18 protein-coding genes are annotated in these 18091 nt (G+C 40.0%); 9 read left to right on the top strand and 9 right to left on the bottom strand.

What is annotated here, in order from left to right; translation table 11 throughout:
* Positions 1–5: 5 nt before the first annotated feature.
* On the top strand, positions 6–1049 hold the full coding sequence (locus tag BN2458_RS03020) for a glycosyltransferase family 2 protein (RefSeq protein WP_034342466.1): 1044 nt from the start codon (positions 6–8) through the stop codon (positions 1047–1049).
* A gap of 3 nt (positions 1050–1052) precedes the next feature.
* Entirely contained in the window at positions 1053–2156 is a 1104-nt protein-coding gene (gene glf, locus BN2458_RS03025; RefSeq protein ID WP_034342463.1) for a UDP-galactopyranose mutase, read from the top strand.
* Positions 2157–2203: 47 nt separating this feature from the next.
* Here the strand turns inward: glf and BN2458_RS03030 are convergent, their stop codons facing one another.
* The 8 genes from BN2458_RS03030 to BN2458_RS03065 all read right to left on the bottom strand — a co-directional run bounded on the left by BN2458_RS03030 (position 2204) and on the right by BN2458_RS03065 (position 9595).
* On the bottom strand, positions 2204–3148 hold the full coding sequence (locus BN2458_RS03030; protein WP_034342461.1) for a ferritin-like domain-containing protein: 945 nt from the start codon (positions 3146–3148) through the stop codon (positions 2204–2206).
* Positions 3138–4286, bottom strand: a complete 1149-nt coding sequence (locus tag BN2458_RS03035; RefSeq protein WP_034327429.1) for an MFS transporter — start codon at positions 4284–4286, stop codon at positions 3138–3140. The genes BN2458_RS03030 and BN2458_RS03035 overlap by 11 nt, the downstream gene beginning before the upstream one ends.
* Before the next feature lie 105 nt (positions 4287–4391).
* The gene (locus tag BN2458_RS03040; RefSeq protein ID WP_034342458.1) at positions 4392–5600 is read right to left on the bottom strand and encodes a phosphoglycerate kinase; all 1209 of its coding nucleotides are present in this window, start codon (positions 5598–5600) and stop codon (positions 4392–4394) included.
* Positions 5601–5657: 57 nt separating this feature from the next.
* Positions 5658–6821: an FAD-dependent oxidoreductase gene (locus tag BN2458_RS03045; RefSeq protein WP_034342454.1), complete on the bottom strand. Its 1164-nt coding sequence runs from the start codon at positions 6819–6821 to the stop codon at positions 5658–5660.
* A gap of 10 nt (positions 6822–6831) precedes the next feature.
* On the bottom strand, positions 6832–7719 hold the full coding sequence (locus tag BN2458_RS03050) for a Gfo/Idh/MocA family protein (RefSeq protein ID WP_034342451.1): 888 nt from the start codon (positions 7717–7719) through the stop codon (positions 6832–6834).
* 2 nt (positions 7720–7721) lie between these two features.
* Entirely contained in the window at positions 7722–8495 is a 774-nt protein-coding gene (locus tag BN2458_RS03055; RefSeq protein ID WP_081951379.1) for a glycosyltransferase, read from the bottom strand.
* Positions 8496–9272: a glycosyltransferase family protein gene (locus tag BN2458_RS03060; protein ID WP_231944839.1), complete on the bottom strand. Its 777-nt coding sequence runs from the start codon at positions 9270–9272 to the stop codon at positions 8496–8498.
* 77 nt (positions 9273–9349) lie between these two features.
* Entirely contained in the window at positions 9350–9595 is a 246-nt protein-coding gene (locus BN2458_RS03065) for a hypothetical protein (protein ID WP_034342447.1), read from the bottom strand.
* A gap of 144 nt (positions 9596–9739) precedes the next feature.
* Between BN2458_RS03065 and BN2458_RS03070 the strand changes: the two genes are divergently transcribed.
* From BN2458_RS03070 to hypE, 7 genes are read left to right on the top strand one after another with little or no spacing between them, the layout of a single operon-like run.
* A complete protein-coding gene (locus BN2458_RS03070) occupies positions 9740–12160 on the top strand; it encodes a carbamoyltransferase HypF (RefSeq protein WP_052082078.1) in 2421 nt (806 codons plus the stop codon).
* A complete protein-coding gene (hypB, locus tag BN2458_RS03075; protein ID WP_034328350.1) occupies positions 12147–12887 on the top strand; it encodes a hydrogenase nickel incorporation protein HypB in 741 nt (246 codons plus the stop codon). Before BN2458_RS03070 ends, hypB begins: the two co-directional genes overlap by 14 nt.
* A 9-nt stretch (positions 12888–12896) precedes the next feature.
* Positions 12897–13157 (top strand): HypC/HybG/HupF family hydrogenase formation chaperone, encoded by a 261-nt coding sequence (locus BN2458_RS03080; RefSeq protein ID WP_034328351.1) that lies wholly within the window; start codon positions 12897–12899, stop codon positions 13155–13157.
* Between the two features lie 28 nt (positions 13158–13185).
* On the top strand, positions 13186–13950 hold the full coding sequence (locus tag BN2458_RS03085) for a glycosyltransferase family 25 protein (protein ID WP_064504552.1): 765 nt from the start codon (positions 13186–13188) through the stop codon (positions 13948–13950).
* Positions 13950–15077 (top strand): hydrogenase formation protein HypD, encoded by a 1128-nt coding sequence (gene hypD / locus BN2458_RS03090; protein WP_034343032.1) that lies wholly within the window; start codon positions 13950–13952, stop codon positions 15075–15077. The genes BN2458_RS03085 and hypD overlap by 1 nt, the downstream gene beginning before the upstream one ends.
* A complete protein-coding gene (locus BN2458_RS03095) occupies positions 15077–16765 on the top strand; it encodes an AAA domain-containing protein (protein ID WP_034342764.1) in 1689 nt (562 codons plus the stop codon). The genes hypD and BN2458_RS03095 overlap by 1 nt, the downstream gene beginning before the upstream one ends.
* Positions 16766–17776, top strand: coding sequence for a hydrogenase expression/formation protein HypE (gene hypE, locus BN2458_RS03100; protein WP_034327680.1), 1011 nt, complete (start codon positions 16766–16768; stop codon positions 17774–17776).
* Positions 17777–17838: 62 nt separating this feature from the next.
* Here hypE and BN2458_RS03105 read toward each other — a convergent pair whose 3' ends face one another.
* Positions 17839–18084 (bottom strand): RNA recognition motif domain-containing protein, encoded by a 246-nt coding sequence (locus BN2458_RS03105; RefSeq protein ID WP_034342761.1) that lies wholly within the window; start codon positions 18082–18084, stop codon positions 17839–17841.
* Positions 18085–18091 lie beyond the last annotated feature (7 nt).

Below are 18091 nucleotides of genomic sequence, written 5' to 3' on the forward strand. Positions count from 1 at the left end.
CATAAATGCGAGATTTTAAGCCCCAAGATAAGCCTTTAGTTTCAGTGATTATTCCAATTTATAATGTGGAGAAGTATGTGGCACAATGTTTAGATTCTATTATCAGTCAAAGTTATACAAACTTAGAGATTATTTGCGTAAATGACGGCAGCACGGATAGCAGTGGAGAAATCGTGCAAGAATATGCACAAAGGGATTGTAGAATCTGCTACTTTGAGCAAGAAAATCAAGGCTTGGGTGGTGCAAGAAACAAGGGACTTGATGAGGCACAAGGGGAGTATATTTATTTTATTGATTCAGATGATTATATTGATTTGGGATATATTGAGGGACTTGTTGATAAATGCAATGTTGGAATAACTCCTATTCAGACAAAAATGTTTTTTGTGCGTGGAGATAAGTTAGAGATTTATAATCTCCATTTGGGTAAAAAAGGAAATTTTATGCTTAATCCATCACTGATGCCTTTTTTGTCTTTTCATATTGTCAATGTTTTGTTGCAAGCAGCAATAATAAAAACTTACCACATTCGCTTCCTTTTATCTCAAGGTGCTGAAGATAGCGAATTTTTCTATCGTTATATTATTTTTGCACCAAATATTTGTTTTATAGATACTGGTGCATATTATTATAGACAAAGGCAGGATTCAATCTTGGATTTGTTTAGAAATAGTGGCAATTTTCCATTAGAACCATTAGAATCTTTTAAAACGATTTATAGTTGGTATAAGCAATATGAAGTTTTAGAAAAGTATGGGCTACCCTTTAAACTTTTATATTCTTTTGATTTACATTCCAAAAATGCAGAGAATTACTATGAAAGTGCTAAAAATCTTGTTTTGAAGCTTAAAATTCCACAATCCATAATAAAACGTGATAGCCAAATGAAACTTATGTGCGACAATGATTTTTTAATGTTTGTGTGTAAAAGCAAATATGTTTTCAAAACTTTGGAGCGAAGTTTTAGAATCCGACTTTTTAAAGAATATAGTGTGATAAGGCTTTTTGGTAAGACATTTTACGAACATTTTAGAATTTTAAAGGAGTAAGTAATGAAAGTAAAAAATTGTATTGTGGGAGCGGGATTAGCTGGGCTTACTTTAGCAGAGCGTTTAGCAAATGTGAGAGGAGAATCCGTGTTACTTATAGAGCGGAGAAATCATATCGGTGGAAATGCCTATGATTATAATGATGAGGGTATTTTGGTGCATAAATACGGCACACATATTTTTCATACTAATGATAAAAAAGTATGGCATTATTTAAATAAATTTAGCAGATTCTATCCTTATATGCACGAAGTCAAAGCCTTTGTAGATGGGCAGTTTGTGCCTGTGCCTTTTAATCTTAATTCTTTGTATATGGCATTTCCTGCAAAAATAGCACAAGATATAGAATCTACGCTTTTAGATAAATTTACCTATGGGAGCAAAGTATCTATTTTGGAACTACAAAAAGTGCCAGAATTGAAGTTTTTAAGTGATTTTATTTATGAAAAAATCTTTTTGCACTATACGCTGAAGCAATGGCAATGTGCGCCACAAGAGCTAGATTCTAGCGTATTTGAGCGCGTGCCTATAAGCATTAGTCGCGATAATAGATATTTTCAAGATACATTTCAAGGAATCCCTATGGAGGGTTATACCAAAATGTGTGAAAAAATGATTGAAAATCCCCTTATACATTTAAAGTTAGATTGTGATTATAAAGATATAGCAGATTCTATTGAGTGTGATAGAATTTTTTATAGTGGGGCGATTGATGAGTTTTTTAACTATGAATTGGGCGAGTTGCCTTATAGAAGTTTGCATTTTGATTTTGTGCGTTTTGAAAGAAAACATTTTCAAAGTGGGGCAGTTATCAATTATCCAAATAATTATGATTACACGCGCATTGGCGAATATAAATACTTTTTAAATTCTAAAACGCCTCATAGTATTGTGAGCTTTGAATACCCTAAGGCGTGGAGCAAGGGCGATGAGCGGTATTATCCTGTGCCAAATGAGGCAAATCAAGCACTTTATGAAGCCTACGCGCGTAAGGCAAAAGAGCTTAAAAATGTGCATTTTATCGGGCGTTTGGGAGAATATCGCTACTATGATATGGATAAGGTAATAGGGAGAACATTAGATTTTTTTAAAGATTTAGAATCTTAGATAAAGATAACGCAGTTAGGGCAAGTTTAGAATCTTAGCATTCGCGCTTATTGGGGCAAGATATTTTGCAATGCCTTTAATTCATCAAGTGTGTATCCAGCTTGAAGTCGTGCTTGGATATTCATCATTCGTGGCATTGCGCCTAGTTGCTTAAAGCGTCTCAAAAGTGTCGCAAAGTCCTGTGCCGAGCTAGAATCTGAAGTGTATCGCCACCATTTATCGCCCTTTTTGACGTGCGAAATTTCATCGTGCAGGATAATATCCAAACTCTCAAGCAATTTTTCAGTGAGTGTATGCTCAAACTCGCGCACTTTGCGGACGACAAAAGGATTTGCATCAAGCCCATTTGCCTCTAGCCCTCTATGCAGGAGTGCCATTCGCTCATCTACCCTCAAAGTCGCCTTTTGCGCGTCAAAAAGTTGGCTATGCACCGCAAAATCGCCATATTCATAACCTAATCCATTGAGGCACTCGCGCAGTAGGCGGAAGTGTAGCTCCTCCTCAAGTGCCACCATAAGCCAATCATAATAATAAGAGGGCGGCAATCCCCGAAAGCGATACATCGCATCAAGGGCTAAATCAATCGCGCTATATTCAATATGCACGATAGAATGCAGGACTTTAGCGAGGCTTTGCTCACTCTTAATATGCTTTGGGCGGCGGATTTTTGTAGGGTGGGTAATGGTGCAAAATCCCGCGTAAGATGGGCTTTGAAGCGGATAGATAGGGGCGTTTGTATCATTTAAAAATGCAAAAGATTCTAAGCTAGATTCTAAAATGTGAGAATCTAGCTCTTTGGCGGATTTTGTGCTGCTATGAGAATGCGCAGTATGATGTTTTAAGATATGACTAGATTCTAAAATATTTGCGAATTCTAAAACGCTCACAGATTCTAAGGTATCTTTGTAGCGCGTGGCAAATGCGTTTAATCGTGCGCGTTTTTGCTCCGGTGTGGTGGCATTGAGCGCGTCAAAAAGCATATCAAAAAACATATTTTGCCTTTTTTGTATGCGTGTAAAAAATGATTGAAGTGAAGCTTAAAAGTAGGGCAAGGAATATGATGAGAATCTGCCAACCACATTTTTCAAAAATAAAAGATGAAAGATAAGAGCCAAGTGCGCCGCCTGTGTAGTAGAAGCTTAAATACAAGCCGCTTAAAACGCCTTTGTGGTGCGGACTAAGGGAGCTATTAAGTGCATTAAGCACAGAATGCGCGATGAAAGAGCCAAAGCACATTACAAACATTCCTACATACACCCACATCATAGAATCTATAAGGAATACACATAATCCTAATGCAAAAAGATTGAGAGCGAGAAAGATTGTTTTTTCCTTGCCACCGCATATTTTTGTGATAAAACCAGCAAGGAGAGAGACTACAATCCCTATGCTATATCCCAAATACAAGCATCCAATTTCATTTTGGCTAATGTGTGGAAATATATCTTTAGCGTGAAAAGGAAGCGTGTTGAGCGCAGCCTGAAAGCTAAAAAACATCACAAAAACGCTCCCTAAGATAATAAGCGAAGTTTTATTTGTGAGAAAAGGAAGCATTTGTTTGAAAGAGATTTTTGAAAGAATCTGCTGTGTTGTGCTAATCCAAATGAGTGTAAAAAACCCTCCCAAAATCAAAGATATGCCAAGAATGACAAAGCATATTTGCCACGAAAATATTTCGGTGAGATATGCCCCGCCCATTCTGCCAACTAAGCCCCCAGCAATTGTGGAGGCGATATAAATACTGACATTAAATTGCAAGGAGGAGCTTTGTAGGCGCGTGAGAATGGTTAAAAGCGTAGTAAGGATAGCGGGGAAAAAGAGTGATTGTATAAAGCGCAAGCATAAAAAAAGCTGCAAATTATCACACCACGCAAGGAGGATTTGAAACCCTCCCGCGACAAACAAAGACAATGCAAGAATGAGTTTAGGCTGATTGTTTTCTAAAAAATATCCATAAAAAAGCGGCGCAAACGCCATAGGCAAAAGCGTAATTGAGATAATGGCTGAAGCACTTTGTGTAGAAGTATGAAATTCCTCTGCTAAAAGGGGCAAAAGCGGTTGCGGGATATACACACTTGAAAGCGTTGCGATTGCTATATACACAATGCTAATGACAGCTTTTTTATCCATTTCACGCCTTTTGTTGTGTTTGCTTTATGCCCTATACATTGTTTATGCTTTGTAGTTTGTGCGCTCCGCCCCTATTTAGAATCTAAAATATTGCCTTGCGCGAGATTATTTGCGCTCTAGCACTTCAAACGCCGGGAGAATCTTGCCCTCTAGTAGCTCCAAACTCGCCCCACCACCTGTGGAGATAAAGCTCATATTGTCCCGCTCTCCTGCTTTATCTATCGCATCGGCTGTATCGCCCCCACCAATAAGGCTAAAGGCATAAGTATCACTCACTGCGTGAGCGAGGTTAAATGTCCCACGCGAGAAAGCTTGAATCTCATAGATTCCTAAAGGTCCATTCCAAATAATTGTTTGCGAATCCCGCACCACTTCGCTAAAGAGTTTGCTTGTCGCAGGTCCCATATCCACCGCCATAAAGCCCTCCGGAATATCTTGTGCGGGAGTGATTTTAATATGACAATGTTCTTTTATATCATCGGTGCTTACCACATCTACGGGCAGATAGATTTTTACCTTTCCTTCTTTTGCTTTATCAAGTATTTTTCGTGCATCGCCTACCAAATCATCTTCCACGAGGGATTTTTGCATATCAAAGCCCCGTGCTTTGAGGAATGTATTACTCATCGCACCGCCGATAATGATTTTATCCACAACATTGAGAATATTATGCAAAAGAGCAAGTTTTGAGCTCACCTTACTCCCGCCAACAATGAGTAGCACGGGTTTGAGCGGATTTGCCATAGCTTTAGCAAATGAATCTATTTCTTTTTTAAGCAGCAGTCCCGCCACGCGCTCTTTAGCATATTTAGCAATACCACAAGTGCTTGAATGCGCCCTATGGCTTGTCCCAAAGGCGTCATTGACATATACATCACAGAGTGAGGCGAGTTTCGCAGAGAGTTCATCATCATTTTTTTCCTCTCCCTCGTAGAATCTAATATTTTCAAGCAAAATTACCGCACCACTTTCGCCTTGTTGCTGCAAAGATTCTACATTTTCTATCGTTTCTGCAAAAGCTATGTCTCGCCCCAAAAGTCGCTCCACGCGTTTAAGCACGTGTTTAAGTGAAAATTCCGCACTGCGCCCTTTAGGACGCCCCAAATGGCTCACAAGCACGATATTTTGCGCACCATTGTCAATGCAGTAATTGATAGTTGGCAGTGCCTCGCGGATACGCGTATCATCTGAAATATCAAAATCCTCATCCATTGGCACATTAAAATCCACACGCACAAGCACTCTTTTGCCCCCTACATCAATATCGCGCACACTTTTTGTATTTTTCATAAGCTCAATTCCGGCTTCTTGCATTATAACTCCTTATATTTTTGGCAACATTCTAGCATAGAATAGGAATAATAGGATAGCTTAGGCGATGTTTGAAGTACCAAATTCTGCTGCAAGTAGCTCAAGAATCTCATAGATATTATCAATCTTACCGCCCATAATCGTGCAAAAGCCTTTTAACCCATAATCCTTTGCAAACACAATAGGTCTGCCATCATCAATTTCGTTTTGAATCTGCAAGGTTTTTATCTCATAAAGTGAATCTTTGTATTCTAAAGATTCTAAGAGTGGCATATAGCGTTTGCAATCAGCCAACATAAGCGGAAAATTGCTTCTTGCATTTTGCTTAAAAGTATGAAGTATTGCATAGGGATTATGAGGCTGCATAACATTATAATCCTGCCAAGCAAAATGCGGCGTATATCGCACGTGGCTTAGGGTGTAGCATTGCTTTGGTGGGTAGGGAATAAGAGAGAAAAATGCCCCGTCCATAGTGGTTATAGCCATATCTTTAAGCGCAGGAGGTATATCCACCAAAGCCATTTCTGTCATTTCGTATTTGAGCGGCAATAATGGCAAATGTGAGCGTTTGAGTAAGCTATTTATCCCAGCATAAGTGCAGTTTAATATCAAAGGCGCGTATAAAGTTCTAGAATCTGTTTGCTGTGTTTGATTTTGCTCTGTATATGGGGCAATAGCAACGCATAAACCCTTTTTGTCCTCTTTCACACAAAGAGATTGAGTGTTTGTGGCTATTTCTATATGTTTGCAATTAAGATTATCTCTTAGCATTGTGCGTAAGATAGCAGCATCAAAAGCGTATTCACGCACACAAAATACATCGCTTATAAGGCTAGGATTAAACATTGCTTTAATATGCGTAGGGGCGGATTGTATATAGATATTAAATTGCTTAAAAAGTCTATAAAATTGTGTGCTAGAAGTTTTTGAGCCAATACTTGCAATCGCATAATATTTGTGAAAATCATCTTTGATAGCTTCTTTAAAATCCTTGCAAAAAGTGTGAAAATGGCGCGAACTGCTTATGGCTGTGCTAAGGCTACGCGGGTAGTGGTAGCCATTATGCACGCGAGCTTGATTATTGATACTTGCGTGTGTAAGCAAATCTTTTTCTTGCTCAAGGATTAAAATAGATTGAAACTTTTGCTTAAGATAGAGCGCAATATATGCACCAAAGAATCCGCCACCGATAATAATGCAATCATACTTATTGTGTTTTGGCATTGTGTGGCTTTCAAGTAGTTTTATTATGGGCTTGTGTGAGTAGATTGAGCGTTGTTTGAGAGAAATTTAAGTGCTTTATATAATCGTGTCTCTTTTCGCATATGTCCTTAAAATTTTTAAGCGCAAAGTTAAGATTATTGCCCTCATCAAAAATTGGTAATATTGTATCCTGCAAAGGTGTTTGTTTTGTGCTGTGTATTTGCAAGGGATTGTGTGAAAGCATATCAATATGGAGCGTAAAATCCTGCGTTTGAATGCTTAAAATCCGCTTTTTCTCATTTGAAAGCAATGAGCAATAAAGGTTTAATGGAATCTGCTTATTTTCTTGCAATGCGTGAAGTTTTAAAAGCGCACTTTGTTTTTTAGAATCTAAAAACTTGCACTCTTTCACACAAATATTTTCTAATAAACCAAGCTCTTGCATAAAGGCAAACACGCTCAAATAATGCACGCCGATGACTTCTAGCACACTCTCATTTTCATAGAAATTACCATATTGTGTAATTGTGGCTTCAATGGATTGTATGTTGGCTTTGGAATCTTGCAAAATCTGCAAGGCATAGAGGATAGATTGTGAAAATGTATAAATATAATCTGTAAAGAAAATCTTATTATGTGCTTGTGAGAGTGATTGCAAAGTGTTAAATTCATCTTGTGTGGCACAGCTTGGCTTTTCAACAAAGACATTGCAGTGATGTTCTAAGGCGAGTTTTGCAAGGGCAAAATGTGAAGCAAGTGGTGTAGCAATAAATGCAGATTCTGCATTATCTAATGCTTGTTTGAGAATCTGCTTTTTCGTATCACTGCCAAAAATGCCACAAATTTCATAATGTTTTTGTATGTATGAATGCAAAATTTTGCCCCAATAGCCTCTGCCTATCAATACTGCCTTTTGCATACTTACTCCTTATTTATGCGTAAAAGTTTATATAAACGCCAAATTTCTCTTAAATAAATGCGTGAGAGTGAAAAGATTTTGACTTTAGATTCTGTTACCTCATCTTCCCATTTCACTGCAATTTCAGTGATTGACAAACCTTGATATTGTGCGATGATAAGCATTTGTGCGCAATAAAACCAGCTTTTATCATCACTGCATAAGTCTTTGATTTTTTCAGCAATGGAGGATTGATAAAATTTAAAGCCACACATTGCATCGCTAAATGTTGTTTTTAGAGTAATTTTTAAAATAAAATTTAGCCCCCTTGAGAGTATTTCTCTTCTCAAGCTTCGCCCAATCACTTGAGAATCTCGCAAAAGCCTAGAGCCGACAATAATCTCTACTCCATTGCATAAATTTTCATACACTTCTTTTAAATGATATAAATCTGTTGATAAATCTAAATCCATATAGCCAATAAAAGCACAAGGCTCACTCCTTGTAGCATTGTGATGTATCGCACATCTTAGAGCTAAACCAACGCCTTTTTCCTCTAAGCGCAAATATTCTATGTGAGAAAATACAGGGCTTATCTCGGCGTTAAGATTCTCGCATAATGTCTTTGCGAGTTGTGGTGTAGAATCTGTTGAGCCATTATCTACGATACTTAGGATATGGGGGATTTTTTCCGCTCTTAAAAAACAAATGGCTTTTTGTATGCCATTTTGCAATCGCTTTTCTTCATTTAACACAGGAATGATGATGTTTAAAATTGCATTTTGAGATTCTTTCATTTACAGCACCTTTTGTATGTTTTTTTCTTGAAAATCAAGCACGACAGAGCTTTTTTCATCTATAATTTCATAAGGCATTGCATTTTTAAGCTTTAAAAGTACAATACGCACATATTCGCCAATGATTGAAAGCATTAAAAATAAGCCAATATTCATAGTTACCATATATAGCGAAGTAGAAGCCCAGCCACTTGCAATAGTAGGAGTAAAGAAATAAGCACATAAGATATAAAGTGCATAGAATGCGTTTCCACAAGCAAGGAGCAGACACATACAAGTGCCAAGCCTTAGAAGTTTGTAAGATTCTCCAAAGATAATATCAAGCCCAAGAAAGAGTGAATCTAAAAATTTTCTTTTTGGCGCGTATGATGGCGTATAGGGATATTCATAAATATTGAGCGTTGAATCAAAATGCAATAATCTTAAAAGTTTAATATCGTGGTGATTTGATAAAAGCGTGTGGATAACCTTGCGTGAAATAACACAAAATTCACTATAATCCTCTCTTGCTCCCTCGCCAAAGAGCGCAAGTGTTTTGTAAAAAAGCTTTGAACCTATTTTTTGCATAAGGCTTTGAGGCTTGACTTTTCTTGTGGCAATTACCATATCATAGTGCGTTGAAAGCGTAAGCATAGCAAGGCAGTCATCAATACTATCACTTGATAAATCCATAAAGAGCAAATAATCGCCAATGCAATTTTGCAAAAAAATCTCATATTGCAATGAGCCTAGATTCTCATAACTTCCAACAGGAGAGACAATCTCTAAAATCCGCACATTTGCAACAGAGCTAAGAAGTGCCTCTATACTAGAATTTTTATTTTTTGCGGGATTTTTAGAATCTTCAACCTTATTTAAAATTGCGGTATGTGCTTCGGGGGGGGGGTAATAATATTTTCCTTTTTAGCATATTTTTTATTTTTTGGAGATTGTGCTGTGGGCTCAAAATGGGGATTTAATAATAGAATCTCAAAATATGCAAATCTTTGCTTCAAGCGCAGACTTAAAGTTTTAAGCGAATCAATGTTGATATATTGATTTAAAAGTGCTATGGAGATAACGCGATGTTTATCCAGTGTCGGTGCAGGATTCCCTTGCATAAAAGCCTCTCTTGCTAAGAAATAATAGAATCTAAGAGCAGATTTTAATTTGCATTGCGCTTATTGTAGCATAGAATATTGATAAATAAAAGTCCTTGCCAATTTTTAGATGTTTAATTTGAGAAGAGGTGCTATACTTTGTATATGAAAAATACATATGCAATAGAACTTTTTGGCATTATACAAGGCGTGGGTTTTCGCCCATTTGTATATCGCCTCGCGCATACAATGGGATTAAAGGGCTATGTGCAAAACCAATATGATAGGCTTTTTATTTTACTTGAAGTTGGCACAAAAGAGCAGCTAGACGTCTTTGTAGCACATATTCTCTCTTCTCCCCCGCCAAATGCAAGGATTGTGAAGCATATCATCACGCCAATAAGCCAGAAGCAAAGCCTAAGCGATGTTTTTGAGATTAGAGAATCTCACGCCAATAAGACATTTGTGCCTATACTGCTTCCACAAGATATGCGTATTTGTGAATCTTGCCTCGCAGATATACGCACACAGGGGAGATTCTATCGCTATGCTTTCACAACTTGCGCAGATTGCGGGGCGCGGTATAGTATCATTAACGCCCTACCTTATGATAGGATTCATACGACTATGCGCGATTTTGCCCTATGCGCGAAATGTGAGGCAGATTATCGCAATTCGCTTAATCGTAGATTCCACGCGCAGCCCATTTCTTGCAACACTTGCGCGATACAACTTATGCTCTTTGATAGCCAAGGTACGCAAATAAGCGCAGATTCTATAAATGATTATGAGATGATTAGGGCGGTGGCAAGTGCGATTAAGGCGGGGAAAATCGTTGCTATAAAGGGTGTTGGCGGGTTTAATCTCATCGCGGACGCAAATAATAAAGAGGCGATAGCGACTTTACGCAAAAGGAAAAATCGCCCTCACAAGCCCTTTGCGGTGATGTTTAAGAGCATAAGCGATATTGAATCTTTGAGTGATATTTCAGCCCAAGAGCGAGAATCCCTCCTTTCCCCACAAGCACCTATTGTGCTACTTGAGCGACATTGCCGCGCGGGTGGGGTTATTGATGAAAGAGCCCTAGATATCATCGCGCCACATCTTAAGACTTTGGGGGCGATTTTGCCCTATAATGGCATTATGCACTTGCTTTTTGATGAGTTAGAATCTCCTATTATTTTTACGAGCGCAAATCTCTCCGGTGAGCCAATCATCGCTAAGACAAGAGAGCTTATAGAGAAGCTTTGCAAACGCAATGCCATAGCCGATTTGGTGCTAAGCTACAATCGCGTGATACATAACCCAAGTGATGATAGTATCGTGCGTCTTATGGCGGGAGAGATGAGAATCTTGCGTCTAGCGCGAGGTTATGCCCCGCTTGATTTACTCTACACACATTCTGGCGCACAGGATTTAGAATCGCACGAGGCGGGGGATTCTACAAAATATATGGATTCTAACATTACAGAATCTCACACTTTAGTTGTAGGCGTGGGCGCACAGCAAAAATCAAGCATTTGCTTCCTTAATAGGCATAGAGCGAATATTAGCCCATATATCGGGGATTTGGAGAGTGTAGATTCTATTATGCGCTATGAATCTGTAAGTGCGTTTTTCAACACTTTGTATAAGCAAACGCCTCAAATAGTTGTGTGCGACTTGCACCCGCGCTATGTTTCCACGCAAAAGGCACGAAGCCTCAAAGCGAGTTGCTATGCTTTGGCACATCATAAGGCGCATTTTTACGCGATTTTGGGCGAGGCGCGGGCATTAGATAAAAACGCGCTTGGCATTATATGGGACGGCACAGGGCTTGGCGAGGATAGGCGTATTTGGGGTGGCGAGTGCTTCTTGTATGAGGCAGATTCATATGCGGGGAGTATGCGCCGCTTATGGCATTTTGACGAATACGCGCTTTTGGGCGGCGAGGGTGCAATAAAAGACATTGGTAAAATCGCGCTTAGTTTGCTTATACACTATGATTTATTTACATCTCCACAGGCACAGGACATACTGCATAGGCATTTTTCTAGCGAGGAATTAGGGCTTTTGCAGGGCGCGTATAGGAGTAGGACTTATCCGCTTACAAGCTCGGTTGGGAGGATATTTGACGCGGTGGGATTTTTGCTCGGGCTTTTGCAGATTCAAACTTACGAGGGACAGAGTGGCGCATTAATAGAATCTTGCGCGTTAGAGTATGTTAGGGACAAAACAATGCCTAAACCTTATGCCTTTTCCTTAGAAAATGGGTGCGTGTGCTTGAAAGGCATTATAGAATCTATCCTTACAGACAAGGAGGCACGGGAGAAAAAAGCCTGTCGCTTTTTGGAGACATTAGCCCATATTGCGCTTACTCTTGCAAAAGAGGGTATAGAGGAGGCACAAGCACCGCTTCAAGTGTATTTTAGCGGTGGTGTGTTTCAAAATAAGTTTCTTTGTGATAGAATCCACACTTTGTTTAATGCGCATAAAATTCCCTTTTTTATGCACACACAGCTGCCTTGCAATGATAGCAATATAAGTTTTGGACAAGCAGTCTTTGGGACATTAGAATCTAAAAGGAGCAAAAATGCAGGAAAATAGCGCATATGCGCGTGATGAGCGACTACATAATAATCCAAATTTAAATACAAAATCGGTTCAAATCGCGCAAAAGATTCTCTCCAAAAACGATAAAAAAGCCGCAGAATTACGCGCACAATATGCGGATTTGGGCGTGTATGTGATAAATCTAATGAGTTCGCCCGGCAGTGGCAAAACCACACTTTTAGAATCTTTAAGCGCGTTTGGGGATTTTAGATTTGCCGTTTTAGAGGGGGATTTGCAGACTAATCGCGATGCGGCACGACTGCAAGATAAAGGCGTGAGCGCGTATCAAATCACCACCGGCGAAGCGTGTCATTTAGAAGCCTCAATGATAGAATCTGCCCTTTGTGAGCTACAAAAGCAATGCGACATTACGCAAATGGATTATCTCTTTATAGAAAATGTAGGCAATCTCGTGTGTCCGGCGAGTTATGATTTAGGAGCGGCTCTTAATCTCGTGCTACTCTCCACACCTGAAGGCGATGATAAAGTGCTGAAATATCCTACTATGTTTATGTGTGCTGACGCGGTGATTATAAGCAAGGCGGATATAATGGAGCATTTTCAATTTAGCATTGAACGTGTCAAGGCGGATTTAGCGCGTCTTAAGGCAGATATGCCATTATTTTTGACAAGCTCTAAAGATAAGGGCAGTATTGAAGTATTAAGGGATTTTATCGTGCAAAAACGCGCACAAAATTATCAATCACAACATCAATTTTAAGGAGATTCTATGTGTTTGGCTATCCCCTCTAAAGTTATAGAGTTGAAAGAAAATAATATGGCAGTTGTAGATACATTAGGTGTCAAACGCGAGGCAAGCTTGGATTTGCTTGATGAAAAGGCAGATATTGGCGATTGGGTGCTGCTGCATATCGGCTATGCGATGAGCAAGATTGATGAGGAGAGCGCGAGAGAGAGTTTAAAGCTGTATGAGCAGATTCTAGAATCTATGCGTGAGGAAGACGAGGAGATTTTAAACGCAAATGGATAAGGCATTGATAAGAGGCAGAGGGTGCTAGATGAAAATTTTTATTGTGAATCTTAAACGCGCTAAAGAGCGCAAGGAGTTTATGCAAAGGCAGTTTGATAGCGCAAGTGAGGGCGCAAAAAAGGGCTTTGAAGTGATATTTTTTGAAGCCATTGACGCACAAAAAGACGAGCATTTATCTTTTAAACAATACTCTAAAATAAGAAGCCTCCTTTTTCGCGGCAAAGAATTAAGCGCAGGAGAGAGGGCGTGTTTTGCAAGTCATTATAGCCTGTGGCAAAAGTGTGTAGAACTCAATGAACCTATTGTGGTAATAGAAGATGATGTGGAGTTGGAGGAGGAGTTTTTTAGCGAAATTACGCGTGTGGCACAGAGTGAGTATGTATATGTGCGATTGATGTATTCTAAAGCTCATTCGCATTTGATGTTTTTGGGTAAGGAGTTTTATATCACTTTTGAAAATGTTGCGGGGACGCAGGGCTACTATCTCACGCCCACCGCCGCACAAGCTTTTATACAATTAGCACAAAGTTGGTATCGCCCGGTAGATGATTATATGGATATGTTTTATATCCATAATGTGCCTATCGTGTGTATCAAGCCCATATTGCGCGAAGTGGCTATGCCTACCACGATAGGTGAACGTTGGGGTAAAGTGCCATTTCATTTTAAAATCGTGCGGGAATTTTCAAGACTACTTTTTCAACTAAAAAAGAAGATATATTTGCTTTGGCATAAAAAACGGCTGATGTTGCCACAAAATGCCCTAGATTCTCTGGGGGGGGGGGGTATATAATGCTAAAACGCAAAAAAGCATTCAATTTAATTGAAAACTTCCGCGATGAAGAGGTGATTTTAGCCTATGCAAAAGCGATAAAAAATCTTGCCACATCTTTAGAATATCCCTTGCATATTATGGAAGTATGCGGCGGACATACGCATAGCATTATGCGCTATGGACTAGAGAATGTGTTACCACCAAATATTGACTTTATCCACGGACCGGGCTGTCCTGTGTGCGTAATGCCAAAAAATAGAATCAACCAAGCCTATGAAATTGCAATGCAAAAAAATGTGATTTTGCTTACCCTTGGCGATATGATAAAAGTGCCCGGCAGCAATGGAAGTCTCGCTGATGCAAGGGCGCAGGGAGCTGATGTGCGCTTTCTCTACTCGCCTATGCAGGTGCTTGAGATTGCAAAGGAAAATCCCACAAAGCGTGTGGTGTTTTTTGCTATTGGCTTTGAGACAACTACGCCTATGACTGCCGCACTCATAGAAAGAGTGCTTGACTTGGGGCTTACAAATGTGTTTTTTCATATTAATCACGTGCTTGTGCCGTCGCCTCTTAGGGCGATTTTTGATTCTAAACAATGTGCCGTGAATGCCCTTATCGCGCCTTCGCACGTGAGTGTGATAAGTGGGGCGAAAATCTATGAAGATTTGGTGCGCGATTATCATCTACCCATTGTTGTGAGTGGCTTTGAGCCTGTGGATATAATGGAAAGCATTTATATGCTTACAAATCAAGCCATAAACAAACAAAATGTGCTTGAGATTCAATATAAGCGCGTAGTTACAATGGAGGGGAATCTTAAAGCTCAAGCGATGGTGGAGAAGTATTTTCAAACGAGAGAAAGTTTTAAATGGCGAGGGCTTGGAAATATTGCAAACTCGGCTTTGAGGCTTAGAGATGAGTATGCTGCATTTGATGCGGAGAGAATTTTTAGCGATATTTTAAGTAAAGAGCCAATCCCTGATAATAAAGCCTGTCGTTGCGGCGATATTTTGCGAGGTGTAGCAAAACCCTATGATTGCAAAGTCTTTGGCAAAGCCTGCACGCCAAGCAATCCGATAGGTAGCTGTATGGTAAGTAGCGAGGGGGCGTGTGCGGCGTATTATAAATATGGTGTAAGGTCATAATGAGCGATATTAAGCACATACTTCTAAACGCTGCGCATATTTATTATGATTATTTGTGTGCGAATGATTTGGGTTTAAGCGAGATTAGCATTAGGCACTATGAATGCACGGATTGTGAGCTTATTTTGACACTTAGGTATAATGTGGGCGATATGGATGTGAAGCTTAGTGCAGCTTTGCTTTTAGAATGCGAACAAAATCTATATATGATAGGCGAAGATAGCGAGATAATGCTTGAATCTTATGATAAAAAGCAAAAAATACTCTATTTGAATCTAAGCGAAAAGATGACAAAGATTCTAAAAAAAGCAGAGAAAGAAAAAAAGCCCTTGAGACTTTTTAGCGATTTGAAGTTTTTAGTAAAAAATATTATTGATTTTTTTGAAACAAATGGGGAGTGCGTGGGCTTACCAAATTCTATCGCAACTTGCCTCACTCCTCATATTGAGCGACTAAGTGAGGAGCAAAATGCAGCTCTTAATCAAGTGCTAAATAGCCCTTTAAGTTATGTGTGGGGACCGCCGGGCACAGGTAAAACTCAAGCAGTGCTTTTTGAAGCACTTTTGCATTATATCAAGCTTGATAAAAAAGTGGCAGTCGTAGCGGTAACAAATAATGCGCTTGAGCAGGTGCTAAAGAGTCTTATTCGGCAGTTTGATGAGCTGGGATTTGAACGCAGTATGATTTTGCGGTTAGGAACGCCCACAATGCAGTATATGAACGACTATCCGCAGACTTGCGACCCCAATATTATGAAGCAAAATAAGGGCGTGGATTTATTTAATTTTGAAGATTCACTGACAAGTCGCCTTAAAAATGCACTCGTGGTGGGCGTAACGCTCGATGGTTTCATAAAACGATATGGAAGTCTGCCCTTGCAGTTCCATCATATTTTTTTAGATGAATGTGCCTATGCACCGCTCATTAAAACCTGCGCTTTGTGTGTGGATAATACGCCTTTGGCACTCTTTGGCGACCATAAGCAGCTTTTTCCTGTATGCGAAATGCCCCTAAGTGAGATAGCAAAAGAGGAGAACAAAAACGCATCTACTTGGAATCTCTCCGCGCTTTTTTTAGAGAGCTTTTGTAAGGGAGAGCAGCTAGAGCGGCTTATATTGCTTAACGAGCAGGGACACACAATGCCTCCTTTGCAAGATATGGCTTTAAGCACATTGAGTAAAACACATCGCTATGGTAACAATCTCGCGCGTTTGCTTGATAAGCATATTTATCACATAGGGCTTAGGGGGACAGATTCACATATCGAACTTTTTGTGTGCGATAGTGGGAGCAAAAGCGAGGTAGATAAACATATAAGTATGAATGAGGTACGCTCCTGTGCGCGTCTATGTGCGCAGCTAGGAGAGCGGGAATATGCGGTAATTACACCCTTTGTAAAGCAGAGAAAAGCCCTCTCTCAAATGATTCCACGCGATAGAATCTTCACGATTCACGGCTCACAAGGGCAGGAATTTGATGATGTGATTTTTTCTCCCGTGAGTTTGCATTACTATTTGACAGATTCACGACAAACCCACGCCCTTTACGCGCTCAATGTGGCGATTTCACGCACAAAAAAACGACTTTTTATCGTGTGTGATTATGACTTTTGGAGTAAGCAAAAAAATCAGCTTCTCTACGCACTTTTGCAAGAATGCAAAAATTTTGATGTAGCACAAGGAGGATAAATGAAAAATACGCATATTAGCCTATCTCACGGCAGTGGTGGCGTAGAATCTAATGCGCTTATCGAAGAGGTGATGTATAAGATTCTAGGTGAAATTATCGTGTGTGGCGGAGAGGACGCGGGGATTTTTGGCGGGGGTAAGCAGTATGCTATAAGCACAGATAGCTATGTGGTAAGCCCGATTTTTTTCCCCGGAGGCGATATTGGCAAACTTAGCGTGTGTGGCTCGAGCAATGATGTGGCAATGCGTGGTGCAAAGCCTAGATATTTAAGCTTAGGACTTATTTTAGAAGAGGGATTGAGTGTGGCAGATTTGGAGAAGATTCTCTATTCTATACGCGCAGAAGCGATAAATGGAGGCTTAAAGATTCTATCTGGTGATACAAAGGTTGTGCCAAAGGGTAATGCGGATAGAATCTATATTAACACCACTGCTATTGGGGAAGTGCAGGGCGTGGATTGGCATATAGGACGCATACAAGAGGGTGATGATATTATTGTGAGTGCGCCTGTGGGGACACACGGCGCAGTGATATTTTGTGAGCGCAATGAGATTGCCTTGCAAAGTGATTTGCAAAGCGATTGTGCGCAGCTCTATCCACTTGTGGAGCAGCTTAAAGGTTGCGAGATTCACACAATGCGTGATGCGACACGAGGTGGCTTGGCGGCAGTGCTGAATGAATGGAGCAGGGCGGCTATGGTGGAAATAGAGGTGCAAATAGATACGATTCCAATACTTGAGCAGGTGCGTGGCGTGTGCGAAATACTCGGGTTTGACGCGTTAAGCCTTGCAAATGAGGGTGTGTGCGTAATGGCTGTGCCAAGTAGTGAAAGCAAAAAGGTTTTAGAATCTTTGTATGCACACCCATTGGGTCAAAAAGCCTGTGTAATTGGGAGAGTATCGCGCAAGGTAGAAGATAAGAGACAATCTCGAGTGATGTCGATAAATGCGTGGGGTGGGAAAAGCTATGTGGAGTATCCGCAAGGTGAGCTACTCCCTAGAATCTGCTAGGAAATGAACCCCCAATTAAGGGCGGACAAGTGAGATTCTAAAGATAGAATCTGCTAGACCTGCTAGTCGCGTGGTCGTGCTTCATTCACGCGCATATTTCTACCGCGAAAATCCTTTTCATTCAGTGCTTCAATGGCTTTAAGTGCAGCCTCATCTTCCATTTCTACAAATCCAAAACCCTTTGGCTTACCGCTCTCTCTGTCAGTAATAAGCTTTACAGAAGAAACTTCACCAAATTGAGAAAATAACTCTTTTAACTCATCACGTGTAACCGCATACACTAAGTTGCCCACATAAAGTGTTTTCAAATGAACT

Source organism: Helicobacter typhlonius, from assembly GCF_001460635.1.
Taxonomy (GTDB): domain Bacteria; phylum Campylobacterota; class Campylobacteria; order Campylobacterales; family Helicobacteraceae; genus Helicobacter_C; species Helicobacter_C typhlonius.

Coding starts and splice junctions, on each gene's coding strand:
- BN2458_RS03040 (WP_034342458.1), bottom strand. CDS start 5,600: ATGCAAGAAGCCGGAATTGAGCTTATGAAAAATACAAAAAGTGTGCGC.
- BN2458_RS03080 (WP_034328351.1), top strand. CDS start 12,897: ATGTGTTTGGCTATCCCCTCTAAAGTTATAGAGTTGAAAGAAAATAAT.
- BN2458_RS03050 (WP_034342451.1), bottom strand. CDS start 7,719: ATGCAAAAGGCAGTATTGATAGGCAGAGGCTATTGGGGCAAAATTTTG.
- BN2458_RS03055 (WP_081951379.1), bottom strand. CDS start 8,495: ATGAAAGAATCTCAAAATGCAATTTTAAACATCATCATTCCTGTGTTA.
- BN2458_RS03030 (WP_034342461.1), bottom strand. CDS start 3,148: ATGTTTTTTGATATGCTTTTTGACGCGCTCAATGCCACCACACCGGAG.
- BN2458_RS03070 (WP_052082078.1), top strand. CDS start 9,740: ATGAAAAATACATATGCAATAGAACTTTTTGGCATTATACAAGGCGTG.
- BN2458_RS03065 (WP_034342447.1), bottom strand. CDS start 9,595: ATGCAAGGGAATCCTGCACCGACACTGGATAAACATCGCGTTATCTCC.
- hypE (WP_034327680.1), top strand. CDS start 16,766: ATGAAAAATACGCATATTAGCCTATCTCACGGCAGTGGTGGCGTAGAA.
- BN2458_RS03095 (WP_034342764.1), top strand. CDS start 15,077: ATGAGCGATATTAAGCACATACTTCTAAACGCTGCGCATATTTATTAT.
- hypD (WP_034343032.1), top strand. CDS start 13,950: ATGCTAAAACGCAAAAAAGCATTCAATTTAATTGAAAACTTCCGCGAT.
- BN2458_RS03035 (WP_034327429.1), bottom strand. CDS start 4,286: ATGGATAAAAAAGCTGTCATTAGCATTGTGTATATAGCAATCGCAACG.
- BN2458_RS03045 (WP_034342454.1), bottom strand. CDS start 6,821: ATGCCAAAACACAATAAGTATGATTGCATTATTATCGGTGGCGGATTC.
- hypB (WP_034328350.1), top strand. CDS start 12,147: ATGCAGGAAAATAGCGCATATGCGCGTGATGAGCGACTACATAATAAT.
- BN2458_RS03020 (WP_034342466.1), top strand. CDS start 6: ATGCGAGATTTTAAGCCCCAAGATAAGCCTTTAGTTTCAGTGATTATT.
- BN2458_RS03085 (WP_064504552.1), top strand. CDS start 13,186: ATGAAAATTTTTATTGTGAATCTTAAACGCGCTAAAGAGCGCAAGGAG.
- glf (WP_034342463.1), top strand. CDS start 1,053: ATGAAAGTAAAAAATTGTATTGTGGGAGCGGGATTAGCTGGGCTTACT.